Source organism: Pseudomonas sp. SDT291_1_S447 (genome assembly GCF_054070155.1).
Genome location: NZ_JBSVXS010000015.1, coordinates 1 through 23,069, shown reverse-complemented (window position 1 = coordinate 23,069; position 23,069 = coordinate 1). Strand labels below are relative to the sequence as shown.

The 23,069-nt window shown below is 58.1% G+C and carries 18 protein-coding genes; 6 read left to right on the top strand and 12 right to left on the bottom strand.

Annotation, left to right across the window (positions count from 1 at the left end; all coding sequences use genetic code 11):
• The first annotated feature begins 99 nt into the window (after positions 1 to 99).
• Entirely contained in the window at positions 100 to 597 is a 498-nt protein-coding gene (locus tag ACW9IR_RS07855) for a GNAT family N-acetyltransferase (protein ID WP_110718584.1), read from the top strand.
• A gap of 427 nt (positions 598 to 1,024) precedes the next feature.
• Here ACW9IR_RS07855 and ACW9IR_RS07850 read toward each other — a convergent pair whose 3' ends face one another.
• The 5 genes from ACW9IR_RS07850 to ACW9IR_RS07830 form a co-directional block, all read right to left on the bottom strand.
• Entirely contained in the window at positions 1,025 to 1,234 is a 210-nt protein-coding gene (locus tag ACW9IR_RS07850) for a hypothetical protein (protein ID WP_457462573.1), read from the bottom strand.
• A gap of 186 nt (positions 1,235 to 1,420) precedes the next feature.
• Entirely contained in the window at positions 1,421 to 3,649 is a 2,229-nt protein-coding gene (locus tag ACW9IR_RS07845) for a TonB-dependent siderophore receptor (RefSeq protein ID WP_457462571.1), read from the bottom strand.
• Positions 3,650 to 3,869: 220 nt separating this feature from the next.
• Positions 3,870 to 4,136 (bottom strand): short-chain dehydrogenase, encoded by a 267-nt coding sequence (locus tag ACW9IR_RS07840; protein WP_457462569.1) that lies wholly within the window; start codon positions 4,134 to 4,136, stop codon positions 3,870 to 3,872.
• Entirely contained in the window at positions 4,133 to 4,408 is a 276-nt protein-coding gene (locus tag ACW9IR_RS07835; RefSeq protein ID WP_457462567.1) for a DUF3077 domain-containing protein, read from the bottom strand. Before ACW9IR_RS07835 ends, ACW9IR_RS07840 begins: the two co-directional genes overlap by 4 nt.
• Positions 4,409 to 4,893: 485 nt before the next feature.
• Positions 4,894 to 7,593, bottom strand: coding sequence for a hypothetical protein (locus ACW9IR_RS07830; protein ID WP_457462565.1), 2,700 nt, complete (start codon positions 7,591 to 7,593; stop codon positions 4,894 to 4,896).
• Positions 7,594 to 7,785: 192 nt separating this feature from the next.
• On the opposite strand from ACW9IR_RS07830, the gene ACW9IR_RS07825 reads away from it, so the two are divergent.
• Complete coding sequence (locus ACW9IR_RS07825; RefSeq protein ID WP_102900977.1) at positions 7,786 to 7,995, top strand: hypothetical protein; 210 nt, start codon at positions 7,786 to 7,788, stop codon at positions 7,993 to 7,995.
• 23 nt (positions 7,996 to 8,018) lie between these two features.
• Here ACW9IR_RS07825 and ACW9IR_RS07820 read toward each other — a convergent pair whose 3' ends face one another.
• The 3 genes from ACW9IR_RS07820 to ACW9IR_RS07810 all read right to left on the bottom strand — a co-directional run bounded on the left by ACW9IR_RS07820 (position 8,019) and on the right by ACW9IR_RS07810 (position 13,001).
• The gene (locus tag ACW9IR_RS07820; protein ID WP_457462563.1) at positions 8,019 to 10,604 is read right to left on the bottom strand and encodes a carbohydrate binding domain-containing protein; all 2,586 of its coding nucleotides are present in this window, start codon (positions 10,602 to 10,604) and stop codon (positions 8,019 to 8,021) included.
• A 256-nt stretch (positions 10,605 to 10,860) separates the two neighbouring features.
• Complete coding sequence (locus ACW9IR_RS07815; protein ID WP_110718580.1) at positions 10,861 to 12,609, bottom strand: phosphoethanolamine transferase CptA; 1,749 nt, start codon at positions 12,607 to 12,609, stop codon at positions 10,861 to 10,863.
• A gap of 209 nt (positions 12,610 to 12,818) precedes the next feature.
• On the bottom strand, positions 12,819 to 13,001 hold the full coding sequence (locus ACW9IR_RS07810; RefSeq protein ID WP_016983768.1) for a DUF6026 family protein: 183 nt from the start codon (positions 12,999 to 13,001) through the stop codon (positions 12,819 to 12,821).
• 272 nt (positions 13,002 to 13,273) lie between these two features.
• Here ACW9IR_RS07810 and gnd point away from each other — a divergent pair, with 272 nt between their 5' ends.
• The 3 genes from gnd to ACW9IR_RS07795 are packed head-to-tail and all read left to right on the top strand — an operon-like array spanning position 13,274 to position 16,592.
• A complete protein-coding gene (gene gnd, locus ACW9IR_RS07805) occupies positions 13,274 to 14,254 on the top strand; it encodes a phosphogluconate dehydrogenase (NAD(+)-dependent, decarboxylating) (RefSeq protein WP_095118777.1) in 981 nt (326 codons plus the stop codon).
• A complete protein-coding gene (zwf, locus tag ACW9IR_RS07800; RefSeq protein WP_457462560.1) occupies positions 14,251 to 15,774 on the top strand; it encodes a glucose-6-phosphate dehydrogenase in 1,524 nt (507 codons plus the stop codon). The genes gnd and zwf overlap by 4 nt, the downstream gene beginning before the upstream one ends.
• Positions 15,771 to 16,592: an HAD family hydrolase gene (locus ACW9IR_RS07795; RefSeq protein WP_102900985.1), complete on the top strand. Its 822-nt coding sequence runs from the start codon at positions 15,771 to 15,773 to the stop codon at positions 16,590 to 16,592. The genes zwf and ACW9IR_RS07795 overlap by 4 nt, the downstream gene beginning before the upstream one ends.
• Before the next feature lie 124 nt (positions 16,593 to 16,716).
• On the opposite strand, the gene nhaB is transcribed toward ACW9IR_RS07795, so the two are convergent.
• From nhaB to ACW9IR_RS07775, 4 genes are all read right to left on the bottom strand, one after another.
• On the bottom strand, positions 16,717 to 18,219 hold the full coding sequence (nhaB, locus tag ACW9IR_RS07790) for a sodium/proton antiporter NhaB (RefSeq protein ID WP_102900986.1): 1,503 nt from the start codon (positions 18,217 to 18,219) through the stop codon (positions 16,717 to 16,719).
• Positions 18,220 to 18,398: 179 nt separating this feature from the next.
• Complete coding sequence (locus ACW9IR_RS07785) at positions 18,399 to 19,334, bottom strand: hypothetical protein (protein ID WP_457462557.1); 936 nt, start codon at positions 19,332 to 19,334, stop codon at positions 18,399 to 18,401.
• Positions 19,335 to 19,477: 143 nt separating this feature from the next.
• On the bottom strand, positions 19,478 to 20,779 hold the full coding sequence (locus ACW9IR_RS07780) for a hypothetical protein (protein ID WP_457462555.1): 1,302 nt from the start codon (positions 20,777 to 20,779) through the stop codon (positions 19,478 to 19,480).
• 278 nt (positions 20,780 to 21,057) lie between these two features.
• On the bottom strand, positions 21,058 to 21,324 hold the full coding sequence (locus ACW9IR_RS07775; RefSeq protein ID WP_095118783.1) for a hypothetical protein: 267 nt from the start codon (positions 21,322 to 21,324) through the stop codon (positions 21,058 to 21,060).
• Positions 21,325 to 21,678: 354 nt separating this feature from the next.
• Here ACW9IR_RS07775 and ACW9IR_RS07770 point away from each other — a divergent pair, with 354 nt between their 5' ends.
• Complete coding sequence (locus tag ACW9IR_RS07770; RefSeq protein WP_016983762.1) at positions 21,679 to 23,004, top strand: sigma-54 dependent transcriptional regulator; 1,326 nt, start codon at positions 21,679 to 21,681, stop codon at positions 23,002 to 23,004.
• The last annotated feature ends 65 nt before the right edge of the window (positions 23,005 to 23,069 follow it).

The window sequence follows — 23,069 nt, the reverse complement described above, 5'->3', positions numbered from 1 at the left end:
TGCATTTGCGGGTTGCCCGCCCGATCACCCCCGCGCTAAGGTCAGTCAGCCTTTCAGTACGCACTTTGCGCGCCGGGGCTTTTGTGTTTGGGGATGGAAATGGATTCCGCAGAGATTCTTGTGCTTCAAGCCAGCTACAGCAATCCAACGCACGCCGAGGCCATCGGTTTCGTGCTCAATCATTACGCAGAAGACCCGATGGGCGGCGGTCATTCGCTTGACCCTGACCTGTTGCGTCGGCTGCCCGAAGAACTGGCCCGGCGCCCGTATGCGTTCAGCGTGCTGGCCTTTGTCGGTGGTGAACCGGCGGGGCTGGTGAACTGCTTTGAAGGGTTTTCCACGTTTGCCTGCAAACCGTTGGTCAACGTCCACGACGTGGCGGTGGTGGGCAAGTTTCGCGGTCTCGGTCTGAGCCAGAAAATGCTGCAGAAAGTCGAGGAAATTTCTCGTCAGCGCGGTTGCTGCAAGATCACCCTTGAAGTGCTTGAAGGTAACGCCGTGGCGCAGGGTTCCTACCGCAAGTTCGGCTTCGCGCCGGGCATGTTCGACCCGGATCACGGGCGGATGCAGTTCTGGATCAAGAGTTTGCAGGCCTAGAAGCCCCTCACCCTAACCCTCTCCCAGAGGGAGAGGGGACTGACCGAGGTGTTTGGGCAAGGTACGCCGACCTGAGATATTGAGCCGAACTCAGGTTTTGGAAAGCCCACAAATCAGCTCCCTCTCCCTCGGGCGAGGGGACTGGCCGAGGTGTTTGGGCAAGGTACGCCGACCTGAAACATCGAGCCGAACGTAGGTTTTGAAAAGCATGAAAATCGGCTCCCTTTCCCCCTCGCCCCTTTGGGGAGAGGGCTGGGGTGAGGGGGTTGGATCTTGCTGACCCAACCCAATCTGCGAACTCGCGACAGCATAAGGTCGAACACCCCGCTCAATGCCCATAAAAAAAGGCGCCCCAATCAGGGCGCCAAACTGTCTTCTCCCAGGCCAGAGCGGAGCCACGGGAGGTCCATCGGTTGCTCGCTAAATCTCAGTCGCGATAGGACTCGGTCACTTGCGCGGTCTGGTCGGCGGGAACGCGAATTTCTTTCGCGTTGGCGTCGCTCTTCTGCTCGCTCTGGGCGTGCTGAACCGGGAAGTTGTCGTAGTAATAACGCATGCGCTCAGCGCCGCCCTCGGCGAAGACGCTGGCAGGACCCAGGGCAAACAGCCCGGCAAGGATTGCGGTAGTGATTTTCATGGTGCCTCCTACTGAACAAGTGGGAGCTGTTCGTCCATGAAGCAGATCTCGGAAGAGAGTCTGGGTGGCATGAATTAACACGGGGTTAACGCCGGTTCAGTGTAGGTTTTGCAGCATGTTGCGGGGCAATTTCAGACAGACGCGGCGCACATCAAGCACAGGTGCGCCGCACCCGAGAGGCGGGGGTCAGAGCTTCCAGTCGAGACTCAGAGTGACGGTGCGCGGGTCACCCCAGTACACGCCGTTATAGAAGCCGACGTTGTCGTAATACTTCTTGTCGAACAGGTTGTTGACGTTCAGTGACGCCGACAGGTGCCGGTCGAACTCGTAGCGCGACATCAGATTGACCACGGTATAGGCGCTCTGGGCGATTCGCGCTTGTTCGGTGTCGCCGCCAACCGGTCGGCTCGAGGTGCCATACACATCGCTTTGCCAGTTCACCGCGCCACCCACGGTCAACGCCTGCCATTCACCCGGCAGACGGTACGCCGTGGAGACACGCAACAGGTTCATCGGCTGATTGGTATTGGTGCGCTCGCTGTCGCCGTTGACCGAGTGGGTGTAGGTGTAACCGGCGGTCATGTTCCAGCCCTGAAGGATTTCCCCGGACACTTCAGCTTCAAAGCCGTTGACCTTGTTGCCCTTGCCGCCGGATTTGTAGAACTGCTCGCGGGTAACCGGATCCGCCGGTACCGAGTTATCGAGTTCGGCGACGTTATCCTGCTTGCTCCAGAACACCGCCGTGGAGAGGTTCAGGCGCTCCTCGAGCAGACTGCCCTTGATGCCCACTTCATAGTTTTTGCCAACCACCGGGTCGATGTATTTGCGATTCTTGTCGCGGTTGCCCTGGGGTTTGAAGATGTCGGTGTAACTCACGTACGCCGTGTATTCCGGGGTCAGGTCATACAGCAGGCCGGCGTAAGGCGTCCAGACGTCGTTCTGTTTCTGGCTGGTGTAATCGACCTCGGTCAGTTGCCGATTGGCGTCGTAACTGTTGCTGGTACTGGACGCTTGCCAACTGCCATATCGGCTGCCGAGTACGGCGTGCAGATCATCAGTCAGGCTCAGGCGCGTGGCGATGTAGCCGGCTTTCTGCCGGGTATCGTCCTTCGAGCCGGTGAGGTCGGTGACGGTGTCGCTGAACTTGGCGATGTCGCCCATGTATTTCCAGTCGCGGATGGTCCCATAGTCCTTGGGACGCGCACCGGCAATGGTGTACGGGGAGTTCGAGCGGCGCACGGCCTCACCGTAGCCGAACATCATTTCGTGCTCACGGCCCAGCAGCGAGTAGGGGCCGGAGACATTGAAGTCATACGCCTGCATTTTCTGCGTGCCGATCATGTGCGAGGTGTAGGCGATCATGCCGCTGCGGTCCGCTGCGGGAAAACCGGCACCACCGTAATAGACCTTGCCGTCGGTGTTGCTCTCGCGATGGGTGTACGCGGCCTTCAGGCGCCAGCCGCCGGCCAGTTGCTGATCGAGGGTTGCGAATGCGGTTTTGTCTTGCAGCGGCCAGGAACTCCACGACGTCGCCATGTTGGTCGAACGGCCGAGACCGGCCTTGCTGCCATCGGCATTCCAGTAGGGCACGGTGCCCCAGGATGAACCTTGCACATGCTTGTTCTGATAGTCGTAACCGACCGCCAGCACGGTGGAATCGCTCAGATCCGCCTCAAGCACGCTATAACCGACCTCCCGTTGCAGCGCGTATTTGTCCTTGATCGACTGGTTGTCGCGATACGCCAACACCGTGCGCCCACGCAAGCGCCCGTCGAACGCCAGCGGCCCGCCGACGTCGACGTAGCTGTAGTAATTGTCGTAGCTGCCGCCACTGACCCCGGCCAGCGCCTGCCACTGCGCGGTCGGACGCTTGCGCACCATGTTGATCGTCGCCGACGGATCACCCGCACCCGTGGTCAACCCGGTGGCACCACGCACCACCTCGATACGGTCGTAAATGATCGTGTCGGAGTCGGACTTCATGCGATCGAAGGTGTTGAGCATCCCGTCAATCTGGAAGTTGTTGATCGCATAACCACGCGATGAATAGCTGACCCGATCCGAATCCAGATGCTGCACCACCACACCGGTGGTCTGGCGCATGGCCTCGGACAATGTACCGAGCTTGAAATCATCCATCTGCTGGCGCGTGATCACCGACACCGATTGCGGGGTTTCCTTGATCGACAGGTTCAGCCGCGTCGCGGTACTCATCGCACCGGTGGTGTAGGACTCGGTGTTCTCGGTAGTGGTGCCCAGGCCTTGCGCGCTGACGTTGGTCGCGGCCAGCTCCAGCGCCGGATTACCGGGCTGCGGCGATTTTTCAGCTTCGGTTTCAGCCAGCAGATCGGCGCTGAACGCAGCGCCGCACAGGCCTAGGGTGAGGGTCATGGAACGGGTAATGGGCGCGAACATCGCAGCCGACTCCTTGTCTTCGAGGGAAAAATTCCGTTTGTTCAAAGACGAAGGGTGCAGCTGGGATTTAGTATCAAACGAGAAATATTATTATTTGAAAGTGTTTCGGAGGTTTGACTCGACCTCGCTTGAAAAGCAAAAGATCGCAGCCTTCGCCAGCGCCTACATTGATCGATATAGGCGCGCTGGCAAAGGCTGCGATCTTTTGACTTTGCGGGTATCAGACGCGCAAACGAATCTGCCGGCCCAACACATCCATCACATCACAGCCATCACGCAACAACATCGCCGCCGCATGGGCCAGTTGCTGCACATCAGCGCCCTTGGCAGACGAGATATCCAGACTGGCCAGACTTTCCATCATCTGCGTCACCGCCAGAAAGCGACTGGCCGCGCTGCTGTGCAGAACATCTAGCGGGGCTTCAGTCGAGATCAATAAAACCGGAATGTTGTCTTCGTTGTGGGTCATCGAAAGGTGCGCTTTCATACGCCACCTCTGGTCTGAGCGGTGTGCTGACTGGCGATGGAAGCCAGGACCAGTGCGCGGGCGTTGGCGAGCATTTGCTGGCTGGCCCAACGCAGTGAGCTGCTGTGATCCGGGCGAGCGACGCTAGGGGCTTGGTGAGCGAGGACTTCGGCGCAGTTGAGGTAAACGGCCGCGTGTTCGAGGGCGTCGAGGAGCGAGATGTCGGGACGGACGCGGAAAGGGTGATGAGCGACTTGGTCGCAGGGAGTCGAGGTTGTGTTTGCTTGCTTCATAAGTGAGGTATCTCTTTCAGAGTTAAAGAGAGCTGCCACTTGATCGCCGTCAAACGAATGGGTGGCAACTGTGCGCAGGTTGACGGACCGGTCCTCACAAACCCGGCGCATCCGAAGATGCCCCACACACAGTCACCATAGGCAATGAGCGGGCACAAAAGTGCACGAGCAGAGAAAGGCTATGCGCGTAGTAAGGAAGTCCGAGCCGTCAAACCCGATCACGAATGAGTCGTGACAGGCGCGAGGATAGGGAGTGAGAGCAGGTCAGTCAACCGCTGCACTCTGCCGGAGTTTGGCGGGATTCGTTGTAGGGGAAAGGCTACGGGCTTTGACAATCTGTCAGGCTCCTCCTGACAAAAGAGTTCGCAGCCTGCAGCAGTTCCTACAATGAATCGCTTAGGAGTTACTGACGACTGCGATCTTCGATCAGAAATGCAGATAACGTGGTCTGTCCCCGTTTATTACCGTTTATTTCCCCAAGTTGGTCAAACTTTATTGGGGCGCCTCGCAATTACACACATCCCGCGACCATCTGCGCCACTTCCTATCTCTCTAACGAAAGCATCATAGAATTTTACGATCCAGGTCCAAGCGCTGCTTTTAATCAGGTAATAAGAATGTGAGTTTCGGTCGAAATATTTGAGGTTGATCATGTCGAGCCAACTTTGACCTGGAAGAAAATGAATCAGCTCTATATATGCCCCTCCCACAGAGGAGATCCAAGCCTCATATTCGGCTCGCTCTCCTACTGGGTTTGAAGGTGTATAAGTTTTGAAGGTTCTATCACTTAATAACAGTATGGCTACATTACTGCAGGTCACTGTATAGCTTGCCTCTTGATTATTAGCGTCAATGACAGTGATCAGCACTGTTCCATTGCCCGTGCTCTGTACGGTACCTGTGTTGTCCACGATGGCTATATCTTCATCAGCAGATAAATACTTGTAAGGTTCAGCACCGCTGCTTGGTGTTCGTGTATGGGACGTCCCAGGAAGAACTCTGCCAGTCCGGAGCCACGTGGAATTCTCTTCTTCATGCAGGACGATATTTGGCCCGGACAGGTTGACCGGAGTGGGATCCACAATCAGGTCGGGGGCGGCGGTGACGGTCAATGTTCTGGCGGCAGACACGGCACCGGAACCGTACAACGCCTTGGCGGTAAAGCTGTGTGCAGCCACAGCCAGGGCACTGACGAGCAACGTCCAGACACCGGTTGTGGGATCTGCAGTTGCCGGACCTTTGGAAACAGCGCCGTCAAAGATTTCGACTTTCTGGCCTTTGGCCGCGACACCGCTCAGGGTTGCGGCAGTTTCCTCCGTTTCCCCGCCATGAGGGATTTCAACACCGCTGGGAGAGCCTATCACCGCATCGATAGTTGGAGCAGTTGCCTGGCCAACTCCCAACGTCAACTCCTGCGAATGCCCCAGCGTTTCTCCCCCCCGCTGAATACTGTAATCCGCCACCACCGTGCCGTTAAGATTGGCAGTCACGAATGCCTTGCCCACCGTGAACTTCACCGGTTTACCCACCGTGGCCGGGATCATGTCCAGATAGTCGCTGGTGCTGCCGCCGCTGGCCGAGCCGCGCCAGCGGTAGGTCACGCGGTCCTTGTCCTGGGTGCCGAGGAAGGGCACGACCAGTGTTGCGCCGGTCGGCGGCACGTTTTCCGGATTCAGCACGTCGTTATCGTCTGCTTCTTCGACTTCCGGGCGATCAAATATTGGCTTCGCGACGCCCACCTGCATCATGAACGGCAGCGATTCGCGCACGCTCAGCAGCAGGTTGTCTCTGTTGGTGACGACGTAGTAGACCTTGACGCTCAGGCCATCGAAACGCTGGATATCGCTCTGGGCAACGGCGCGCAAGACGGGATCGCCATCCGCTACGTTGCCGACCTGGCGCGGGTCCTCGTAGTAAACAGGGTCGCCGCTGGGCGCCTTTGCCTCCCAGATCACATTCAGCAGATCACTGCCTTTGCGACCGACGTACCACGGAACACTCACCGTCGCCCACTTAGTGTCGACTGGCAACGTCCCGCCCGGTGCCTCGACGACGCCAGGTGCGAGCAATCGGCTGATATCGCCCACGACGCTGACGCTGGCGTTTTTCGAGGGGCGGTCGGTCTCACCCTCGCGGCGCCGAACAAAGCCCACCGACGCACTGCCCTTGGCGATGGCACGTACGGCTTCGTTGGGGATGATGAAGTCGAGCTGAAAGGGCACGAATTCCACCGTCATCGATAACGGGCCGACGATGATTTGCGGGCCTTGCGCGGGGGTGCCGGTCCAGGTCAGGAGCACTTCATCCTTCACGGCGAAGTCTTTGGCAGTGGTGTATACGCGAACGGTGACGTCGTCGTCACCCAGCGTGTCGAGGTCCACACGATCGGTGGGCTGGCCTTTGACCAGCACCAGCGGTGCGTCCAGGCGGTCACCGTTCATGTCCACCAGCACCCGCTGTAGGGCCGACCACGGGGCGCGCTCGTCCGGGTAGTTGCCGCAGCGGTCGACCACCTGAAACGCCACCGCCACCGCGGAGCCATCGCCGGCGGCCTTGATCAGGTCGTAATCGAAAGTGATGTCGATCGGGTTTTTCAGCGGATCCGCCGCCTGTTCCGGGCTGACGAGATGCATCACTTGCTGGCTGCCCCAGCGGGCGTGGATGCGGTCGTAGCGGGTCAGGTTGCGGTAGGGAACGATGCGCATCGTCACCACGCCGTTTTGCGGAAAATCCTGGTCGACCTCGTAGCGGTCGAGGGAAAAGTTGAGGTCGGAGTGGCCGTCATCACCGGGGATGTCGTCGTACTCGCCGGGGCGGGTGAGTTTGACCAGCAGTTTCAAGCGGGGCCTGGATTCTTCGCCGGGGTAGTTCTTGCCGGAAATCTTGTAGTAAACGTTGGTGGCATCACCGTCGAGCACAAAATCCTTGGCCAGGGTGAAGATCACATCCCGATTGAGTTCGGACTCGTATTGAATGGTCTTGCTCCACACTGCCTGCGTAGAGTTGTTCCAAAAAACATCGACCCGGTCGCCGATGCTCATGGAGAGCCAGGCAGGCACAGTGCCTTGCAAACCGTTTTCCACGCCACGAATGGGGATGCCGCCATCGTAGTCTTCCGTTGGGGCGAGTGGGTTCAGGGCAGGGAAGTAGAGGGACTTCAGCGCATCCGGTGTTGGGTTGGACATGGGGGCGTGCTCCGTTCGGTGAGGTAACGGAGTGATTGAAAGCGCATTGGCGGGATTTCGCACCTGTCAGATCTGACAGGTAAGGGCCGAAATCCGACGTGCGGTTGGCGTTTGCAGAACGGATCATTCACCGAACGATCCGGATTTCTGAAGTAAAAAAAAGCTCTGCATCTTTCGATACAGAGCTTTTCAATGGATCAGGCAAAGCGCTCTGCGGTTGCCATCACCTCGGTAGATCCACAGCGGCTTTACTTTTGTGCGACATCCGCCGGCGCGGTGTCGGGTTTCTTCGGCTTCATCAAACTGAAGTCGATCAACGCACGCTGGTCGGTCTGGTACGGATCGCCGATCAGCAGTGGCCGTACCTCGTCACGACTTGATCCGTCGCCGTATCACCGTTAGCTGGGTGAGAGTGGTTCGGTTGATCAATCAATGAGCACGATTTCAATATCGTCGATTCGATAGTCGTTGCCGTTAGTCGTCGAGACATGACTGTAAACGTCCACCGTGATGTCGGTGGTTGTAGGGATAAAATTGCCTGATAGGGTTATCCACTGGGATGAGGAACTGATTTCGGTAGGGCCAGCGATGATCGTACCAGCGGCTCGGATCGATAATGATGGCGCCGTGTATTTACTGTTCGACCGGATAGCTTTGATAGAAAAACGGTATTGGTAGCGCGGCTGCACATTGGAGAATGTCTTTTGGATGATTATCCCGTCGGATTGATCTGTGCTGGTGATGTTTTCTAATACCCAATTGCCGTCATATGTTTTGAATCTCAGATCAGTTGGATGCACATTCGGTCCGGCGACCCAGCCGTTCCAGTTTCCACCAGTAAAACTAGTGAAGTCTCTTTTCAGGCCTGAGGCGACAGAAAAACTGCGCACCTCCGACACCGGTTGTTCACTGTAGAGAGCTTTGGCTTTGATAGGGTGCGCGCCTTTACTCAGTCCGCTGATTACCCTGCTCCATTCGCCATTGGCGTCGACTGGTACAACCGGTGTCAACGCCGTGTCGTTGTCGTAAAGCTGTACGGTCTGGTCAGGGCTGGCATCGCCTGTGACGGTGACGCTGGTTTCGAGGGTGGTGCCATTCGGGGCAACGATGCCATTGGCGTCGGTGATGTTGGCGATGGTAGGCGCTACGGTTTGCGTCACGGCGACACTGAACTCCAGCGTATCCGAATAACTCGTCCCGCCTGCCGCGCGCTCGATCTGGTAATACGCCTTCACTGTCCCGCCTTCATTGCCCTTGATCAGTTCGGCCTTGATGGTGAACGGCACAGGCTTGCCGGCGGTGATGGCGCTCAGTTTGACCCAGTCGTTGTTTACGCCAGTGATCGATCCTTCCCAGAAACGGGTGACGATGTCGTCCTTGAGCGTCTTGAGGTAGTTCACGGTCAGCGTGGTGCTGCTGGTATCGGCTGGCAGCACGCCGTCGACCACTCCGTCCACTGTCGGCTCCGGCAACTCTTTGCGTGCTTCGCCGATTTGCAGGATATCGGCGTGTTTCGACTCGCGGATGGCGCGGGTCTGCTGGAACCGATCCATCTGGTTGAACACCGAATCTTCAATGAGCAACTGGTAATACAGCTCCAGTTTTCCGCCAATGATCGGTGTCAGGTGCTTCTTGTCGACGATAATCAGCAGCGGCTCCTTGGCGTCGTAATCGCCTTGGGTAATCAGCCGCGGCGGCAGGGTAGGCAGGTAGGCTTCCAGGTCAGGGCGGGTGCCGAGCCAGAACAGGTTGATGACCTGACCGGCGGCGAACGAGGCGTCGAACGGAACTTCGATGCGCACTTGTGGCAGTAGCGGATCCAGTGCACCTTGCTTCGCGTCCAGTGCCACGGGCGCCTCCAGCCGCTGCACCTCGCCGATGACGCTGATGAACTGGGTTTTGGCCGGTAGATCAGCAGAGCCGTCGGCCTTTTCCAGGCGATAGGACAGGGCGATCTGGCTTTTTGCCAATTGGCGCAGGATGCGATTGTCGATTTTGGTTTCATGGGTGGTAGGCACGCTGACCAAGGGGTCACCCGGCACTTCAATATCAACCGGCGGGCCTTCTTGTGGTGTTCCCCTGATTTTCAGGATGGGGATATCGCCGACCTTGAACGAGGCGCCTGACACCCAGACCTGCGCTGTGCCGTCGGCGTCGCCCAGTTTGTCGACGTCCAGCACATTGTTCTGCGCCTCCTTGAGCAATGGCGCGACCAAGCGCGTTTTGTCCACCGCCACCAACACCCGTTGCTCGACACTCCAGTCCGAGGATCGATTGTCGACCAGATCGTAAACCTCGAAAACTACAGCCAGACCCGAGTCGTCGGAGTCGCCGGCATTGCGGATGGTGGCTGCGTCGATTTTCACGATGATTGACTCCGTGCCATCAGCTTGCGCCTGAGTCAACGGGGCGCTGAGTACAAACACGCCGCCCCAGCTAACCCGGATCACATCGCCGGCCGCGGCGAACGGGTAGGGTGGCTTGTCATCGGGTTTGCCGATTGTGATTGGCACGCCGCTGGCGACGTTATCCTCGTCGATACCCCCCTTGAGAATCTCCTCAGGGATGGTCATGACCAGATTCGGATGCCCCGGCTCTTCGCTATGGTCCTCGCCACCAGGGCGGGTGAGCTTGACCAGCACCTGCGTCTCTAGCGAATCCTCGGCCACTCCGCCCAGCCGGGTAACGCTGTAGGACAAGGTGTATGTGTCCTCGGTGATATGCCGTGCCTCCACGAACATTTGCAGCTCGGTGTTGACCTCGCCGCTATTGACGATTTCGCGCAATATTTCCTGGGTCTTGTTCTTGTAGATCACCAGCCTGTCGTGGGGATTCATGGGCGCCCAAGGGCCGGCCTGGCACAACAGACCCTGACGCGGAAAATTGTCCAGCGCCGCGGCGCGGTTGATGCCCCAGACCTTGGGCGTTTCGGACACTGGCCCGGTACGGCCGGGGATCTTGAGTTCATTGAGGATCAGTGGGTCGTTTTCAGGCTGGTTTTTAGCGGACATGGGAGGGAACTCCGTGGCGGAAATTGACGGAGTAATTGAACGGCTAAAAGCCAGGTTGCGCACCTGTCAGATCTGACAGGTGCGGATTGAAATCCGACGTGCGGTAGGGTATTCGAGCCAATGATCACCCTTCTCAAACCCTTATGTTTCCGGAGCCTTTAACAAAAAAGCCCTGCATCTTTCGATACAGAGCTTTTCAAGGGATCAGGCAGAGATCAATTCAGTTGCACTCATACCTGCACATCCCAACGCGACTTTACTGCTCCACCGCATCCGCGACGGTTGGTGTCGGTTTCTTCGGCTTCATCAAACTGAAGTCGATCAGCGCGCGCTGGTCGGTCTGGTACGGATCGCCGATCAGCAGTGGCCGTACCTTGAAGCTGTCGCTGACGAGGCTCTTGCTGCGGTCGAGTTCATCGAAACTCAAACCGGCGAGGTCGGCCCAGGTGTGGATCAGGTGCGAGCTGCTGTACGGGCGATCGAGGTCGCCGGCGAAGTTCCAGTCGTGGTTGGCCTTCCACTTCGGCGACGCCCAGGCCATGAACGGAATGGTGTACATCGGCGCGGTCGGTTTGTTTTCGTTGCGGCCCAGGGTCTTGTGGCCCACCGAGTCGAACACGTCTTCACCGTGATCCGAAAGGTACAGCAGGAAGCCGTTCGGATCGGATTTGGCGTAATCCTTGATCAGGCTCGACACGACGAAGTCGTTGTACAGCACGGCGTTGTCATAGCTGTTGTAGGTCGGTACCTGGTCGTCACGCACGCCGGGCGGCACGCCGTTGCGGTCCTGGAACTTGTCGAACGTCGGCGGATAGCGGTACTGGTAGCTCATGTGCGTGCCGAGCAAATGCACAACGATCAGTTTGCGCGGTGCCGCATCAGTCAGGGCCTTGTTAAAGGGCTCGATGACGTCGCCATCGTATTGCGCGGCGTTCTGGTTGCGGTTGTTGTTCAGGTATACCTGCTCGTCGGCCTGTTCGGAGAACGTGGTGAGCATGGTGTTGCGCTTGGTCATGGTCTGCTGGTTGGTGATCCAGAAGGTTTTGTAGCCGGCCTGCTTCATCATGCTGACCAGCGACGGCGTGGACAGATACAGATCCGGGTTTTCCTCGTCGGCAAAGGTCAGGACCTGCTGCAGCGCCTCGATGGTGTACGGACGTGGAGTGACGACGTTGTCGAACACCGCCAGTTGATCCTTGAGCTTGTCCAGTTCCGGCGTGGTGTTGCGCTGATAGCCATAAAGACTCATGCGCTGACGGTTGGTCGATTCGCCGATCACCAGCACCAGGGTTTTTGGCTGATCGGCCGAGGCGTCCTTGAGGTTTTTCAGCGGCGGGATTTTGCTCACGTTGTGCAGCATGCCCTGCATGTCGGCGAGGGTTTCCTGGTAACGGTGATAGGCCACGACCATCTGCCATGGCACCGCCGGCTCGATGCGGGTTTCGAATTTCTCGAAGCCTTGGGCGAAGGTGCCCATGCGCATGGTTTGTTTGACCAGCGGATAACCGATCACCGCAATCAGAATGGCCATCGCCGCGACGAATGCGCGGCCACGGGGCATGTACACCGGGCGCAGGCGAGTCCACAGGAAGTAAGCGAACGCGGTGTGCGCGAGGAACGCCGGCACCATCCACCAGGCAAAGTACTGGGTCATGTACTCGCCGGCTTCGGACACGTTCGACTCGAACATGATGAAGATCACGCTCTGGGAGAACTCCTGCTCATAGATGAAGAAGTAACCCAGGCTGGCCATCGAGCAGGCCCACAACACTACGCCGATGATGGCGGCGAGCAGTTTGGTGCGTTTGGGGAACAGCAGCATCGGCGCCAGCCAGATCGCGCTCATGACGAACGCCTGACGGAACCCGGTGAAGCCGGAGGTACCGGTCAGCTGGATCAGCAGTTGGGTGATACCCGAGAAGTACCAGAAGAATACAAACAGCCAGAGAAAACCGGCCCAATCGAAACCTGTCGCAGTCGTTTTGCTGCGTTTGAACAATGCCATTCGGCGCTCCAGCTCACTCGTTACAACCACCGCCGGAACATCCATGAAGCCGACGAACGGAGGCCGTACACGCAGGTACGGCCAGAATGGGGCGGAGTATTACGAAGAGAATGTGAAAGTTTTGTTAAGCGGCGCTTTTGCCGTGGGGCATGCGGCCAGAGGGTAGCGTGTCGGGAACAGCCGCTGCCGTTCCCGAATCAGGCGGGGGATCAGGCGTGGGGATGACGCTGAACGACCGGCAAAGGCTGCGGTTGCGCACCCTGGGTCAACAGGCGCAGTTGCGCCAGCTCCTGCTTCAACTGGTCGCGTTCGTCTTTCAACTGACGCAATTCATCGCGACGAATCGTCACGTACAGGGTTTGTGGCGGCATTGCTGTGTGTACTGTGCCCATTGCTCACCTCGCAAATGGCGTGCATCAACTGTAGGTCGTCCCGGCTTGCGGTACAGATCTACTATCGGCGCCGATTTTGATTTCTTTTGCCTGTGAATGGAACTTTTTTATTTTTCATGGTCGGTGTGTCTTCTGCATGATTCGGGGCGTTATCAGTCTGGATCGGGCACAATGCCCGGAAACTTCATCGCAACGCTCTGGACTAACCTCCATCAGTCGCGTTGGGCTATAACCAATGACACACATTTATTTGTAGTAAGGAGCATCAGCACATGCAACTCGGGATTATTGGACTGGGCCGCATGGGCGGCAATATTGCGCGACGTCTGATGCTCAACGGTCATACCACCGTTGTTTACGACCGCAATACCGCTTTCATCGATAACCTGGTCGCCGAGGGCTCCACTGGCGTCGCCGATTTGCCGGCACTGGTTGCCGGCCTGGCCAAACCGCGTGCGGTCTGGGTCATGCTGCCGGCCGGCGCACCCACCGAAGACACCATCAACACCCTGAGCACTTTGCTCGAAGCCGGCGACACCATCATCGACGGCGGCAACACCAACTATAAGGATGACATTCGCCGGGCCAAGACTTTGGCCGAAAAAGGCCTGCACTACATCGACGTCGGCACCTCCGGCGGCGTCTGGGGCCTGGAGCGCGGCTATTGCATGATGATCGGCGGCGACGCAGAAACCGTGCAGCGCCTCGACCCGCTGTTCGCCGCACTTGCTCCAGGCATGGGTGATATCCCGCGCACCAAGGACCGCAAGTCCGAGGACCAGCGCGCCGAACACGGCTATATCCACGCCGGTCCTGCCGGTGCCGGGCACTTTGTGAAGATGATTCACAACGGCATCGAGTACGGCATGATGGCCGCGTTCGCCGAGGGCTTCGACATCCTCAAGACCAAGTCCAGCGAGCGCCTGCCGGAAGATCAGCGTTTTGATCTGAACGTCGCCGACATCGCTGAAGTGTGGCGTCGTGGCAGCGTGGTGTCGTCGTGGTTGCTCGATCTGACCGCCGACGCGTTGGCCAGCGATCCGAAGCTTGACGGCTTCTCCGGCTCCGTAGCCGACAGTGGCGAAGGTCAATGGACCATCGAAGCGGCCATGGAACAAGCGGTGCCGGTACCGGTGCTGTCGAACTCGCTGTTCTCGCGTTACCGCTCGCGCGGTCAGGGCACGTTTGGCGACAAGATTCTTTCGGCCCAGCGCTTCGGCTTCGGCGGCCACGTGGAGACACCGAAGAAATGACCCATACGATCCGCAGAAAATCCAAGGCAGAACCCGCACCACCGACCACGCTGTTTCTGTTCGGTGCCCACGGCGACCTGGTCAAGCGCTTGCTGATGCCGGCGCTGTATAACCTCAGTCGCGACGGCTTGCTTGACGAAAATCTGCGGATCGTGGGCGTTGACCACAACGCCATTACCGATGAAGCCTTCGCACAGAAGCTCGAAGACTTCATCCGCACCGAAGTGGCGGCGAAGGTCGGCAAGGGCGATCAGATGCTTGATCCGGCCTTGTGGGCCAAGCTCGCCAAAGGTATCAGCTACGTCCAGGGCGACTTCCTGGACGACAGCACTTATTCCGCGCTGGCGGCGAAAATCGCCGACAGCGGCACTGGCAATGCGGTGTTCTACCTGGCCACCGCGCCACGCTTTTTCAGCGAAGTGGTGCGCCGACTGGGCAGCGCCGGTTTGCTTGAAGAAACTCCGGAAGCGTTCAGAAGGGTGGTGATCGAGAAGCCGTTCGGCTCCGATCTGCAAACCGCCGAAGCATTGAACGCCTGTTTGCTCAAGGTGATGTCCGAAAAGCAGATCTATCGGATCGACCATTATCTGGGCAAGGAAACCGTGCAGAACATTCTGGTCAGCCGGTTTTCCAACAGCCTGTTTGAAGCGTTCTGGAACAATCATTACATCGACCACGTGCAGATCACCGCCGCCGAAACCGTCGGCGTCGAAACCCGTGGCAGTTTTTACGAACACACCGGCGCACTGCGTGACATGGTGCCCAATCACCTGTTCCAGTTGCTCGCCATGGTGGCGATGGAACCGCCGGCGGCGTTCGGCGCCGATGCGGTGCGCGGCGAGAAGGCCAAGGTGGTCGGCGCGATCCGCCCGTGGACCACTGAAGAGGCACGGGCCAACTCGGTTCGCGGCCAATACAGCGCCGGCGAAGTCGGTGGCAAACCACTGAACGGTTATCGTCAAGAGCCCAATGTCTCGCCGGACAGCACCACTGAAACCTACGTTGCGCTGAAAGTGATGATCGACAACTGGCGTTGGGTCGGCGTGCCGTTCTATCTGCGCACCGGCAAGCGTATGAGCGTGCGCGACACCGAGATCGTCATCTGCTTCAAACCGGCGCCGTATGCGCAATTCCGCGACACCGAAGTCGATGAATTGCAGCCGACTTACCTGCGCATCCAGATACAGCCCAACGAAGGCATGTGGTTCGACCTGCTGGCCAAGCGGCCGGGACCGGCGTTGAACATGGCCAACATCGAGCTGGGTTTTGCCTACAAAGACTTTTTCGAGATGCAGCCGTCGACCGGTTACGAAACGCTGATCTACGACTGCCTGACCGGTGACCAGACGCTGTTCCAGCGCGCCGACAACATCGAGAACGGCTGGCGCGCCGTGCAACCGTTCCTCGACGCCTGGCAGCAGGACGCGAGCGTGCAGACTTATGCCGCCGGTGAAGACGGCCCGCAGGCCGCCGAAGATCTGCTGACTCGCGATGGTCGCGTCTGGCATGGCCTCGGATGAGTGACTTGCCGAAACAACCTATCCGTTTTCTGCTCAGCGACATGGACGGCACACTGTTGCTGCCGGATCACACGCTGAGTCAACGCACCATTGACGCGGTGCGTTCGCTGCGTGAGGCGGGCGTGTTGTTCAGCCTCGCCACGGGGCGACCACCGAAAGCCATGCTGCAGCAGATCGAAGCCCTGGGCGTTGATCTGCCGACAGCGGCGTTTAACGGTGGAACCATCGTCAATCCGGATGGCAGTTTGTTGGTCGCGCATTACCTGCCGGCGAGCACCGCGCTGATTGCGCTGGCAACGTTTGCCGATCAGCCGGATGTGGAAATCTGGGTGTTCAGCGGCGGTGACTGGCTGCTCAAGGATCCGCACGGGCCGATGGTGCCGCGCGAGCAGCATGGCCTCGGTTATCCGCCGGTGGTGGTCGAAAGCTTCGAGCCGTATCTGCAGCGCATCGACAAGATTGTCGCGACCAGCAACAACACTGAGCTGTTGATCGAGCTTGAGGCGCGCCTGTTGACCAAGGTCAACGGCATGGCACAAGTGTCACGCTCGCAACCGGTGTATCTCGACGTCACGGCGCTGGAGGCCAACAAAGGCACGGCGCTGGCAACTCTGGCCGAACATCTCGGTATTCCATTGGAGCAGACAGCGGCCATCGGCGATGGCGGCAACGACCCGGCGATGTTCCATTGCGCAGGCCTGTCGATTGCCATGGGGCAGGCGGAGGAGGCGGTAAAGCGCCAAGCCGACGTGGTCACCGCGCCGAACACCGAGGATGGCGTGGCCCAGGCGATCGAGAAATACATCCTGCCTCACTGACACCACCCAAGACCAAATGTAGGAGTGAGCCTGCTCGCGATAGCAATGTATCAGTCAGCATTTCCTGGGCTGACACACCGCTATCGCGAGCAGGCTCACTCCTACAGTTTTTACGCGGTGTTTGTTAGAGCCAGTAGCTGACGGCATACCAGCCCAACAGCCCCATCACGAAGGTGTACGGCAACGCCATCCACACCATGCGCCCGTACGACAAACGCACCAGCGGTGCAATCGCCGAAGTCAGCAGGAACAGGAACGCGGCCTGGCCATTCGGCGTCGCGACACTCGGCAAATTCGTACCTGTATTGATCGCGATCGCCAATGTCTCGAAATGCTCACGGCTCATGTGCCCGGCAAGGAACGCCTGTTTCACTTCGGTGATGTAAATCGTCGCGACAAACACATTGTCACTGATCGCCGACAGCAGGCCGTTGGCAATAAACAACATGCCCGGTTGTTGCTCGACCGGCAGGGCGAGCACCCATTGAATCAACGGCGCAAACAGCTGTTGATCGTGAATCACCGCCACCACGGCAAAAAACACCACCAGCAATGCCGTGAACGGCATGGCGTCCTTGAATGCACTGCCCAGACGATGCTCGTCGGTGATGCCGGTAAACGCGGTGATCAACACAATCACCATCAACCCGATCAGGCCGACTTCGGCGATGTGAAAAGCCAGGCAGCCAATCAGGATCAATGCCGCAGCGCCTTGCACCAGCAGTGCTGCGCGTTGGCGCGCCGTGCGTTCAGCATTGTCTTCAGCGGCGTAGTTAGCCAACACGGCGCGAACATTGTCCGGCAGCAGCGTGCCGTAGCCGAACCAGCGCAGCTTTTCCAGCAGCACGCAGGTGACCAGACCTGCCGCCAGCACCGGCAGCGAAACCGGCGCGACTTTCTGGAAGAACTCGCCGAAGTGCCAGCCCATTTCGTGGCCGATCAACAGGTTCTGCGGTTCGCCCACCAGTGTGCACACGCCGCCCAACGCCGTACCGACAGCGCCGTGCATCAACAGACTGCGCAGGAAAGCGCGGAATTGTTCCAGGTCTTCGTGATGCAGTTTCGGCAGGTTCTCGTCGTCAGCAAACTCGCTGTCCTGGCGCGGATCATTGCCGGAAGCGACACGGTGATAAACGGAATAGAAACCTACCGCTGCACTGATGATCACGGCGGTTACCGTCAAGGCATCGAGAAACGCCGACAAAAATGCCGAGAGGAAGCAGAACATCAAGGCCAACGCCGCTTTGGAGCGCACGCCCAACAACAGGCGCGAGAACAGAAATAGCAGCAGGTCTTTCATGAAATAGATGCCCGCCACCATGAACATCAGCAACAGGATCACCGGGAAGTTGTGCACCAGTTCATCGTAAAGTGCTTGCGGGGTGGTCATCTTCAACAGCAAGGCTTCGATCAACAGCAAGCCGCCGGGCATCAGCGGATAACACTTGAGCGCCATGGCCAGAGTGAAGATGAATTCGATCACCAGCAACCAGCCGGCCGCGACCGGGCCAACGGTGAACAGCACCAGCGCATTGAGGATGAGGAAACCGACAATGGTCGCCTTGTACCAGCGTGGCGAGTGCCCGAGAAAATTATGCGCGAACGCCTGGGCCATTGAACCGGACATCGGCAGCTCCTTTTATTAAGAAGCGCGAAAGTTGCCGGATGTGTCGGGGAAGATCAAGCTGCTCGTCGATTTAATCCGCGTCGTCGACGTTGATGCAGGTTTTTTTAGACGATTCGCGGGGCAAACAACAAGACCCGCCGAGTTATCGCTCGACGGGTCATGTTGACGATGAAACAGAACTACCGTTGCGGCAGTTTCTCAGACGCTACATGGATCATCCAAGGTTCCGAGTGGCGATCCGGTTCGGATTCAGATCGGCAGATGAACGTATAACTATTGCCGGGGAGTAAGTCCTTAATAGGGGTAATGAAAACCCCGTATTCATTTGCGTCGAAGACAACCCCTTCATGGGCATCACTGAGGATCCGGCCAAATTCGTGCGGCTTGGCCGTGCCAATCAGAACTACTGCTGTCTGCGTCGTGGTTTCGCCATCTTTGATGGGCTGATAATTTCCCAGGCCGTATCCAAATTGAATACTCAACAATGCCGGTTTTTCGATCTCTACATGCCAGGGGGCTGATTCTTTGCCGTTTAACTCTCGAGCGACGAAATTATGCTTGCCTGGCTTAAGGCCTGTGAGGTGGGCGCTCCAGTGCCCGCTGTTATCGACATTGAGCAAGCGAAGCACAATACCGTTATCCACAAGATCCACCACCTGGCCAGGTACGCCCTTGCCGATAAACCTCAGGTCGGTATGAACTGTACTTGAACCGTTTCCGATGGGCTGGTCGTCCGGCCCTTTTATAGATTCGATTAATAGCTGATCTAGTGCAGCAATAGTAACCACCCAGGGCGATGATTCTTGTCCAGACTCGTCTAGCACGGTGTATACATGAGTACCGAGCGACTGGTTAAAAAGTTCTGTTGTAAAGTGGCCAGTCGCGTCTACATGAACAGCGGCAATCGGGGTTCGGCTATCCAGAATGTCCGCCGGTCTCGCCGGAGTGGCCACGCCTTTGATAAAAAAGTCGCTAACCGTGACAACACTGTCGGGTTCGATGTAATTCCCATCCAGATCGGTGAGTTCGAGGATCCGCGGTTCGATCTTGCTAGCACGCGTGCTCGAGGCTTCAACTTGCGTCAGTTGTCCAGATAGTTTCTGTTGGTCAGTCATTCAAAAATTCCTTTTTCAGGTTCAACGCGCAGCCATCTGCGCGTGTCGCTATCTGAGCGCCGATCAATGGCTGCGTCTACTGTCAGAAATTACAGGTCCAGGGCTAAATCCGATGAGTGGCAGCGCTGCGGCCCTTCGTTTGACTAGTGATTGAAATACCGCGCCACCATTGCCCGGTAGTTGCAATCGAGCGAATAACCGCCAACGAGGATGGCGCCATCCGCTTCCACGGCCAGCGAGTTGGCCGTATCCAGGCTGCGACCCAGGCGCGTGCGCAGCCAGCCTTTGCCATCGCCGAAGCTGTGATCCAGGCTGCCGTCACTCAGGTAGCGGGCAACAATAAAATCCGCTTCGATCCCGCCAATGGTTGCACCGACTGCGATGATGCGGCCGTCCGCCATGCGTTGGGCGGCGCTCCATTGACAGCCGCTGGGGCCGATTTCCAGCAGCTGTGGTTGCCCGCCATGGTTGTGCAGGTTCGGGCGGCCATTGGTGTGCACGCTGTAGGCCATGCAACGAATCGGGTCGCGACTGCTGCCGAAACAGTGCAGCGCGTCGGCGGACTCAAGGACCTGACTGACCAGAGCGCTTTTGCCGTGTGCCTTGAAGGCCATGAATCCATCCACGGCGAAACGCTCGTCGAGGTGGCCGTCGGGCAGGTAGCGCGCCAACAGACCTTCCTGCGGAAAATCGATGGAACCGGCCACCACAATCCGCCCATCCTTCTGCAACAGCAGGCTGCTGAGCCAGGTGTTAAGCAGCAAGTGGCGAATCATCACGAAGCCGCGGCCGTTGAAGGTTTCATCGAGGCTGCCGTCAGGCTTGAGGCGAATCAGCATGCCGGCATGGTCGGCGAGTTCGAAGTGGTGATTGGCGATCAACAGAATATGCCCGTCGTCCTGGACGACAAAGTCGCAGGCTTCGGCGCCGGGTACGCCCGGTGGCAGCCATGAGTCACGGCTGCCCATGGACAGATCGCCCGGCAGGCGCACCACCTGACGACCGTTGTCACCGAAGCTCTGGTCCGGTTTGCCCTGTGCATCGAACAAGGCCAGCGCGGGCAAGGTGCGATGCGTGTTTTCATAATGCAGGCCGGCGAGCAGGATGCGCCCGTCGGGCAGTGCCTGGACTTTGCCGGCGGTGGCTTCGAAGCCCGGGGCGAAGGTATCGATCACGCTGCCTTGATCGCCAAAGGCCAGGTCGGCCGAGCCATCGGCGAGCATGCGGGCCAGGCCGAAACGGCTGCCGGCGGCGGTGCCGACTTTGGCGGCGACAAGGATCCGCCCCTGAGCATCGAGCGAGATATCTTCCGTCAGGCTGGACACGCTGCCCGCGAAATACACTTGGGCGACGCCGGTGGCGGCAAACGTTCTGTCGAGTTGACCGGCCTGATTCGACAACGTCGTCGGTAATGCCGGCAGCGCAAAAGTGTTCAGGGTGGACATGCACGCATCTCCTTGCGAGTTGACCTTTACCGGAAACCGGAGGGGTAACTGCATGAGCGAAACATTCAATCCCTGAACCGGGAGAAGTACAACTGTAAGAACTAACAGGTGGAGGGTCGCACTGTGCCAGAACAGTGTCTTTTTGAACCAATAGCAAGCCGCCCAAGCAGTTAAGCCTGAACAAGTTGCAAATAGTTGTACAAAAGTACGAAGAGTTAAAAGATTAGAACTAACAGAGTAGGGCGGATGACCTGAACGTCATCCGCATCGCCCGGCTGTTAGTGTGGCATCGACCAGGATTGCAGGCTGTAGCCTTCTTCGCTGAGTTCAGCGCGAGCCTGCTGCAGCAGTTGCTCGAGTTGCGCTGGATCGGAGTAGGCGCTGCTCGGGATCTGTTTGCGACCGATGTGCGAATTGGTCCGGTCGATTACGGTCAGGCTGAGCTCGCCATTGCCGTCTTGTGGCGCCCAGGCCACGCACTGGAACGGTTTGAACGCATGGTTGGCAATCAAAACAGCTTCGTTGATACGGAGCGGGGCGGTCATGGGGTTTTCTCTCTGTCGTGCCCAATCAAGTGATGTGCCGTCGGTTGGGCTTACCGTTCGGCTGGTACTTGTACTGATGCACCGAACCCGTAGGCAGGTCACACAGGAAACAAAGAAATTTCAACTTTCTTTCATGGCTTTGCTTTACCGACAGGTTTTTGAAAGCTTTCTGAAAGGTTAAGGCTGGGATTAGTCGATAGCTTACTAACAACTTCTGTTCTTATAACGTGTTTGCTTGTACACCTATAAGCAATCGATACAAGGCCCTGTCAAAATCTTGCTAATGTTACAGTCGGGTCTGCCAAATGACTGTTTTTACAATCATTTCTAATAATTTGGCGCCAAGGAACAGTCATGAGCGAAGCGCCTGCGTTACGACGTTTATTGGTGGTCGATCCTTGCGACGACTGCCACCGCTTATTGCCCGGATTACGCGCCGTAGGTTGGGATGTTGATAGCTGTACCCTGGAAAATGCCGCCGATCGAAGTTGTGATGTCGGCTTGTTGCGATTGCAACCGTTTCACCTCGAACGACCCGAAGCCGTGAAGGAACTGATCAGCCGTAGCGGCACCGAATGGATCGCCGTACTCAATCAGGAAGTCCTGCGTCTACAAAACGTCGGCGATTTCGTCTGCGAATGGTTTTTTGATTTCCACACCTTGCCGTTCGACGTATCGCGGGTGCAGGTCACCCTCGGCCGCGCATTCGGCATGGCGCGTTTGCGCGGGCAGGGCACGATTCACGTCGATCAGCCGGAACATGAACTGCTCGGCGACAGCAAACCGATCCGTGAACTGCGCAAGTTACTCAGCAAACTGGCACCCACCGAATCGCCTGTGTTGATCCGCGGCGAAAGCGGTACCGGTAAAGAACTCGTTGCGCGCACGCTGCACCGGCAATCCCAGCGCCACAGCAAACCGTTTGTGGCAATCAACTGCGGGGCGATTCCCGAGCATTTGATTCAATCCGAGCTGTTCGGTCACGAGAAGGGTGCGTTCACCGGCGCGCATCAGCGCAAGGTCGGGCGCATTGAAGCGGCCAATGGCGGCACGCTGTTTCTCGATGAGATCGGTGATCTGCCGCTGGAACTGCAAGCCAATCTGTTGCGCTTTCTGCAGGAAAAACACATCGAGCGCGTCGGCGGCAGTCAGCCGATTCCGGTGGATGTACGTGTGCTGGCGGCGACCCACGTCGACCTTGAGGCGGCCATCGAGAAGAAGCGTTTTCGCGAAGACCTGTATTACCGGCTCAACGTCCTGCAGGTGGTCACTGCGCCGTTGCGTGAACGCCATGGTGATCTCTCGATGCTGGCCAACCACTTTTCCCATTTCTACAGCCATGAAACCGGCCGACGCCCACGCAGTTTCAGCGAAGATGCGCTGATTGCCATGGGCAAACACGACTGGCCGGGCAATGTCCGGGAACTGGCCAACCGTGTAAGGCGCGGACTGGTGCTGGCCGAAGGGCGGCAGATCGAGGCCCGAGACCTGGGGCTGATCAGCCAGCACTCGATCGCGACACCCATGGGCACGCTGGAAGACTACAAGACCCGCGCCGAGCGCCAGGCACTGTGCGATGTGCTGAACCGGCACAGCGATAACCTCAGTGTTGCAGCCAAAGTACTCGGCGTGTCGCGGCCGACGTTTTACCGTTTGCTGCACAAGCACCAGATCCGCTAGATACCTGAAGATCAAAAGATCGCAGCCTTCGGCAGCTCCTACATCGGATTTGGGTAATCCCTGTA

Bases quoted from the DNA above. Each gene is read 5' to 3' on its own strand.
- ACW9IR_RS07855 (WP_110718584.1), top strand. From the start codon at position 100: ATGGATTCCGCAGAGATTCTTGTGCTTCAAGCCAGCTACAGCAATCCA.
- ACW9IR_RS07850 (WP_457462573.1), bottom strand. From the start codon at position 1,234: ATGAAAATCACTACCGCAATCCTTGCCGGGCTGTTTGCCCTGGGTCCT.
- ACW9IR_RS07845 (WP_457462571.1), bottom strand. From the start codon at position 3,649: ATGTTCGCGCCCATTACCCGTTCCATGACCCTCACCCTAGGCCTGTGC.
- ACW9IR_RS07840 (WP_457462569.1), bottom strand. From the start codon at position 4,136: ATGAAAGCGCACCTTTCGATGACCCACAACGAAGACAACATTCCGGTT.
- ACW9IR_RS07835 (WP_457462567.1), bottom strand. From the start codon at position 4,408: ATGAAGCAAGCAAACACAACCTCGACTCCCTGCGACCAAGTCGCTCAT.
- ACW9IR_RS07830 (WP_457462565.1), bottom strand. From the start codon at position 7,593: ATGTCCAACCCAACACCGGATGCGCTGAAGTCCCTCTACTTCCCTGCC.
- ACW9IR_RS07825 (WP_102900977.1), top strand. From the start codon at position 7,786: ATGGATCAGGCAAAGCGCTCTGCGGTTGCCATCACCTCGGTAGATCCA.
- ACW9IR_RS07820 (WP_457462563.1), bottom strand. From the start codon at position 10,604: ATGTCCGCTAAAAACCAGCCTGAAAACGACCCACTGATCCTCAATGAA.
- ACW9IR_RS07815 (WP_110718580.1), bottom strand. From the start codon at position 12,609: ATGGCATTGTTCAAACGCAGCAAAACGACTGCGACAGGTTTCGATTGG.
- ACW9IR_RS07810 (WP_016983768.1), bottom strand. From the start codon at position 13,001: ATGGGCACAGTACACACAGCAATGCCGCCACAAACCCTGTACGTGACG.
- gnd (WP_095118777.1), top strand. From the start codon at position 13,274: ATGCAACTCGGGATTATTGGACTGGGCCGCATGGGCGGCAATATTGCG.
- zwf (WP_457462560.1), top strand. From the start codon at position 14,251: ATGACCCATACGATCCGCAGAAAATCCAAGGCAGAACCCGCACCACCG.
- ACW9IR_RS07795 (WP_102900985.1), top strand. From the start codon at position 15,771: ATGAGTGACTTGCCGAAACAACCTATCCGTTTTCTGCTCAGCGACATG.
- nhaB (WP_102900986.1), bottom strand. From the start codon at position 18,219: ATGTCCGGTTCAATGGCCCAGGCGTTCGCGCATAATTTTCTCGGGCAC.
- ACW9IR_RS07785 (WP_457462557.1), bottom strand. From the start codon at position 19,334: ATGACTGACCAACAGAAACTATCTGGACAACTGACGCAAGTTGAAGCC.
- ACW9IR_RS07780 (WP_457462555.1), bottom strand. From the start codon at position 20,779: ATGTCCACCCTGAACACTTTTGCGCTGCCGGCATTACCGACGACGTTG.
- ACW9IR_RS07775 (WP_095118783.1), bottom strand. From the start codon at position 21,324: ATGACCGCCCCGCTCCGTATCAACGAAGCTGTTTTGATTGCCAACCAT.
- ACW9IR_RS07770 (WP_016983762.1), top strand. From the start codon at position 21,679: ATGAGCGAAGCGCCTGCGTTACGACGTTTATTGGTGGTCGATCCTTGC.